Origin of the sequence: Mycobacterium sp. NAZ190054 (assembly GCF_001545925.1) — a bacterium.
Lineage (GTDB): Bacteria > Actinomycetota > Actinomycetes > Mycobacteriales > Mycobacteriaceae > Mycobacterium.
Window position 1 is genome coordinate 1 of record NZ_LMVQ01000242.1, and the last position, 5674, is coordinate 5674.

General features: G+C 69.2%; 6 protein-coding genes. 5 read left to right on the forward strand and 1 reads right to left on the reverse strand.

Features of this window, described 5'->3' with window-relative positions; genetic code table 11:
• The 5 genes from ASJ79_RS17275 to ASJ79_RS17295 form a co-directional block, all read left to right on the forward strand.
• Positions 1-1292, forward strand: a 1292-nt coding sequence (locus tag ASJ79_RS17275) for an MCE family protein (RefSeq protein WP_067957548.1), incomplete at its 5' end; no start/stop codon positions are given.
• The gene (locus tag ASJ79_RS17280; protein ID WP_067957551.1) at positions 1289-2446 is read left to right on the forward strand and encodes an MCE family protein; all 1158 of its coding nucleotides are present in this window, start codon (positions 1289-1291) and stop codon (positions 2444-2446) included. The genes ASJ79_RS17275 and ASJ79_RS17280, both read left to right, overlap by 4 nt.
• Position 2447: 1 nt before the next feature.
• On the forward strand, positions 2448-3908 hold the full coding sequence (locus ASJ79_RS17285; protein WP_067957554.1) for an MCE family protein: 1461 nt from the start codon (positions 2448-2450) through the stop codon (positions 3906-3908).
• A complete protein-coding gene (locus ASJ79_RS17290; RefSeq protein ID WP_067957557.1) occupies positions 3872-4525 on the forward strand; it encodes an Mce protein in 654 nt (217 codons plus the stop codon). The genes ASJ79_RS17285 and ASJ79_RS17290 overlap by 37 nt, the downstream gene beginning before the upstream one ends.
• Positions 4522-5163 carry a hypothetical protein gene (locus ASJ79_RS17295; RefSeq protein ID WP_067957559.1) on the forward strand — a complete coding sequence of 214 codons (642 nt, stop codon included), beginning with the start codon at positions 4522-4524 and terminating at the stop codon, positions 5161-5163. Before ASJ79_RS17290 ends, ASJ79_RS17295 begins: the two co-directional genes overlap by 4 nt.
• Positions 5164-5167: 4 nt before the next feature.
• Here the strand turns inward: ASJ79_RS17295 and ASJ79_RS17300 are convergent.
• Positions 5168-5674 (reverse strand): SDR family oxidoreductase (locus ASJ79_RS17300; RefSeq protein WP_156448498.1); only part of this gene is annotated, 507 nt, incomplete at its 5' end.

The following is a 5674-nucleotide window of genomic DNA, read 5'->3' on the forward strand; positions in this document are numbered from 1 at the left end:
CCGGCGTCGCGACACTGGTGAGAACGACGGACAAGGTCAACCGGGTCAACGTCGTCGCGTACTTCGAGAACAGCAACGGCATCTACGTCGGCGACGACGTGCGCGTGCTCGGTGTACCGGTCGGCCGCATCGTCTCGATCGATCCGGAGCCCGAACGGGTGAAGATCTCGTTCTGGTACGACGACCGCTACGACGTCCCGGCCGACGCGAAGGCCGCGATCCTGTCGCCGGCGCTGGTGACCGCCCGCGCGATCCAGCTCACCCCCGCCTACACCGGCGGCCCGGTGATGGCGGACAACACCGTGATCCCGTTGGAGCGCACCGTAGTACCGATCGAGTGGGACCAGGTGCGCAGTCAGCTGCAGCGCCTCAGCGAGACCCTGCAGCCCACCGAGCCCGGCGGCGTGAGCCCGCTCGGTTCGGTGATCAACACGACCGCGGAGAACCTGCGCGGACAGGGAGTCAACATCCGCGAGACCGTCGTCAAGCTGTCGCAGGCGTTTTCGGCGCTCGGCGACCACAGCACCGACGTGTTCTCCACGATCAAGAATCTCGCGATCCTGGTGTCGGCACTGCAGGACAGCACCGACCTGATGCGGCAACTGAACCAGAACCTGGCCTCGGTGACCGGTCTGCTGACCGACGGCCCCGACGAAGTGGCCACCGCGGTCAGGGATCTCAACGACGCCGTCGGCGAGGTGCAGACGTTCGTCGCGGAGAACCGGGAGGCGCTCGGCACCACGTCGGACAAGCTGGCCGGTGTCTCCACGGCGCTCAACGAGAGCCTGGAGGACATCAAGCAGTTCCTGCACGTGGCGCCCACGACGTTCCAGAACTACATCAACATCTGGCAACCCGCCCAGGGCGCCATCAGCAGCGTCCCGCAGATCAACAACTTCGCCAACCCGATCCAATTCCTGTGCGGCGCAGTGCAAGCCGCGTCCCGACTGGGCGCCGAGCAGTCGGCGAAACTGTGCGTGCAGTACCTGGCGCCGATCATCAAGAACCGGCAGTACAACTTCCCGCCACTGGGTCTGAACCAGCTGGTCGGCGCCACCACCCGGCCCAACGAGCTGACCTACAGCGAGGATTGGCTGCGCCCGGACTACATTCCGCCGCCGGGGCCGCCGCCGCCCGGCCTGCCGGTGCCGCTGGGCGCGGAGCCGGAGACCCTGCCGACCGGCCAGGGCCCGGCCGTATTGGACACGCCCCCGCTGGCGGCCGAGGCCCCGGTGCCGACGAATCCGAACGACGGCCTGATGGGCATGATGGTGCCGGGCGGTGGCTCGTGACCGCCTCGAAGCTCCGTCTCGGCGCCGCAGCCGCGGTCCTCTCCGCGGCGCTGGTGACGTCGGGCTGCGGCGACTGGCGCGGGCTGAACTCGATTCCGCTGCCGGGCACCCAGGGCGGCGGCCCCGGGTCGTTCACCATCCAGGCCCAGATGCCCGACGTCGACAACGTCGAACAGAACTCGCGGGTCCGGGTCGGTGACGTCAACGTCGGCACGGTCACCAGGATCGAGCGTCAGGGCTGGAACGCGCTTGTGACGATGACGCTCAACCGTGACGTCGTGCTGCCGGCCAACGCGACCGCCAAGGTCGGCCAGACCAGCCTACTGGGTTCGCAGCACATCGAGCTGGCCGCGCCCACCGACACCGCCCCCCAGGGCCGGTTGCAGGAGGGTTCGGTGATCCCGTTGGCGTCCGCCGGCGCTTACCCGACCACCGAACAGGCGCTGGCGGCGGTCGCGCTGCTGCTCAACGGCGGCGGGCTGGGCAACATCCAGGACATCACCGATGCGCTGTCGACGGCATTCAGCGGCCGTGAGAACGACCTGCGCAGCCTGATCGAGCAGCTCGACATCGCGGTCGGCCATCTGGAGGACCAGACCGGCGACATCATCGCCACCTCGGAGAGCCTGAACAACCTGATCGGGCAGGTCGCCGAACAGAAACCCGTGGTGGACCGCGCGTTGAGGACGATCCCGGACGCGCTCGCGGTGCTGCGGGACCAGCGCGACACGCTGTCGGAGGCCCTGGTGCAGCTCGGCCGGTTCAGCGCGCTGGCCGCCGACTCGGTGAACCAGACCCGGGAAGCGCTTGTCCAGGAACTCAAGGATCTCGGCCCGGTGCTGCAGTCGCTGGCCGATGCGGGACCCGCGTTGACGCGCGCCCTGAGCTTCCTGCCGACGTTCCCGTTCCCCAAGGAGACGCTGACCAACTGGATGCGCGGCGACTACGCGAACCTGACCCTCGTCGTGGACCTGACCTTGAGCCGCATCGACTCGGGCTTCTTCACCGGCACGCGCTGGGAGTGCAACCTGACGTGGCTGGAACTGCAATGGGGCCGCACCATCGGCCAGATGCCGAGCCCGTGCAACCACAACGTCCCGCCGCCGGGCAGCAACCCGCTCGTCGCGCCGTACCGCTGGGATCAGGGGCGCTGACATGCGACTGACACGGCAGATGCTGATCCAGGTGGCGATCTTCGCGCTGCTGGCCACCACCGCGCTCGGCATCATGGTCTTCGGCTACATGCGGCTACCCGAGATGGTCGGCATCGGCCAGTACAAGGTCACGCTCGAGCTGCCCGAGACCGGTGGGCTCTACGAACGCAGCAACGTCACCTACCGGGGCTCGCAGGTCGGCATCGTCGAAAGTGTCGGGTTGACCGACAACGGTGTGGCGGCCGAACTGTCGCTGGACTCCGGTGTGAAGATCCCGGCCGACCTGATCGCCGAGGTGCGCAGTCAGTCGGCGGTCGGCGAGCAGTTCGTGCAGCTGACACCGCAGAGCGGCGGCGGCCCGGAACTGCGCAACGGCGACGTGATCCCGCGCGACCGGACCAGGGTGCCTGCCGACGTCAATGCCGTACTGGAGCTGACCAACGAAGGGCTGCAAGCCATTCCGCAGGACAACCTCAGGGCGGTGGTCGACGAGGCCTACCAGGCGGTGGGCGGCCTCGGGCCCGAGCTGCGCCGGCTCGTCAACGGCTCCTCGCAGCTGGCCATCGACGCCAGGAAGGACCTCGACTCGCTGACCACGGTGATCGACCAGTCCCAGCCGGTGCTGGACTCGCAGATCGACACATCGGACTCGATCCGGGCGTGGGCGGCCAACCTCGCGGACATCACCGGTCAGCTGCAGAGCCAGGACGCCGCCGTCTCCGGAGTGCTCAGCAAGGGCCCCGGCGCGGCGGAGGAGACCCGCGCCCTGTTCGATCGCCTGCAGCCGACGCTGCCCGTGGTGCTGGCCAACCTGGTCAGCGTCGGCGAGGTGGCGGTCGCCTACCAGCCGAGCCTCGAGCAGCTGCTGGTGCTGCTGCCGCAGGGCACCGCGGTGACCCAGGCCGTCGGCGTCTCCAAGCACGGGACCAAACAGGACTACATGGGCGACTATCTGGTCTTCAACCTGAACCTGAACGTCCCGCCACCGTGCACCACCGGCTTCCTGCCCGCCCAGCAGCAGCGGGCGCCGACCTTCGAGGACTATCCCGATCGTCCCAAGGGCGACATCTACTGCCGGGTGCCGCAGGACGGGGCGTTCAACGTGCGCGGCGCCCGCAACCTGCCCTGCATCACGGTGCCGGGTAAACGGGCGCCGAGCGCGGCGATGTGCGAGAGCGACGAGGTCTACGTGCCGTTGAACGAGGGCTACAACTGGAAGGGCGACCCGAACGCGACGCTGTCCGGGCAGGCCGTCCCGCAGTTGCGGCCGGGTCAACAGCCCGCGGAGGTGGGCCCGCCACCGGGCCCGGCCCCGCCGCCCGTCGCGGCCGCCGAATATGATCCGGCGGACGGCACGTACGTTGGACCGGACGGACGGGTGTACACACAGTCCAATCTGGCCCAGGGTGCCACAGAGGAGCGAACATGGCAGACGATGCTGCTGCCCCCGAAGGGGAACTGACCGAAACCGCCGCGGACGAGGCCGGGGCCGCCGTCGAATCCGACGCCGAAATCGACGAGGCCGACGAAGAGACAGAAGCGGCCGGCGACGAGACGGAAGCGGTCGAGGAAGCGCAGACGCCGACGCGCACGCCGGTCTCGCACGTCAAGCTCGCACTGATCGCGGGCACCGTCGGTGTGGTCGCGCTGGCCGCGCTTGCCGGCTGGCTCGGGTTCCGCACGTACGAGTCCCATCGTGCCGAGCAGCAGCGCAACATGTTCCTGCAGGTCGGCCGGCAGGGCGCACTGAACCTGACGACCATCGACTGGCAGAACGCCGACGCCGACGTGCAACGCATCCTGGATTCGGCCACCGGCACGTTCTACGACGACTTCCAGCAGCGGGCGCAGCCGTTCGTCGAGGTGGTCAAACAGGCTCAGTCGAAATCCGTGGGCACCATCGCCGAGGCTGGTCTGGAATCCGTCGGCGACAACGAGGCGCAGGTGCTGGTCGCGGTGACGGTGCAGACGACCAACGCCGGTGCGCCCGAACAGCAGCCGCGCGCCTGGCGGATGCGGCTGTCGGTGCAAGAGGTCGACGGCGAGGCCAAGGTGTCGAATGTGGAGTTCGTGCCGTGAGCGACGACGTGAAAGACGATGTGACAGACGACGTGAAAGACGGTGAGGCCACCGAGGCCACCGAGGCCGACGCCACGGCCGACGCGGCCGCCGAACCGGACAGCGGCGACGCCGAAGCGGCCGGGGAGACCGCGGCCGCGACGCCGAAGCGCGGCATCGCGTGGTCGCGTGTGGTGGCGTTCGCGGTGCTGCCCGCGCTGGCCCTGGTGCTGGCCCTGGGCGCGGGATACCTGAAGTGGCGCGACAATTCGGTGCGCAACAGCGAGATCGCCGCGGCGACGGCGGTGCAGGCGGCCCGCGACAGCACGATCGCGCTGCTGTCCTACAAGCCCGACACCGTCGAGGAGCAGCTCGGGGCGGCGCGCGAGTTGCTGACCGGCGAGTTCCGGGACGACTACACGTCGTTGACCAACGACGTGGTGATTCCCGGCGCCAAGGAGCAGCAGATCTCCGCGGTGGCGTCGGTGCCCGCCGCCGCGTCGGTGTCGGCGACCCCGCACGAGGCCGTGGTGCTGCTGTTCGTGAACCAGACGGTGTCGGTCGGCGCGGCCGTGCCCACCGACACGGCATCGAGTGTGCGGGTGACGTTGGAGAAGGACGGCGACCGCTGGCTGATCTCCAAGTTCGACCCGGTGTAGCCGCTCAGCGCGGTGCGCGGCCGGGATGGCGGCGCGCCAGCATCGGCAGCAGGATCCACCGCGGCGCCAGCCGGTTCAGCGCCGCCGCAAACCGGTTCGGGACGCCGGGGACGATGACCCGCCTGCCCCGCGCCAGACCGTCGACGGCAGTTCTGGCGACGACGTCGGGCTCCTCCCACAGGAACTTCGGGAGCAGCTTCTCTGCATCGTCGTCGGGAATGCCCGCCGCTTCGCCGAATCCGGTGCGTACCGGACCCGGGCACACGACGGCCGCGGTCACCCCGGTGCCCTTCAGTTCCCCGGCCATCGCCTCGGTGTAGGACAGCACGAACGCCTTTGCCGCGCCGTAGGACGCCTGCCACGGCACCGGCCCGAACGCCCCGACCGAGGTATGGGTGAGTAGCATGCGCAGCGTCACCTGCGCGCGGCGCGGATCACCGGTCGGGTTGAAGGCGGGCAGGTACGTCTGCACCGGTTCGTCGAACCGCACCTTGCCTTGCTCGTGGAGCTG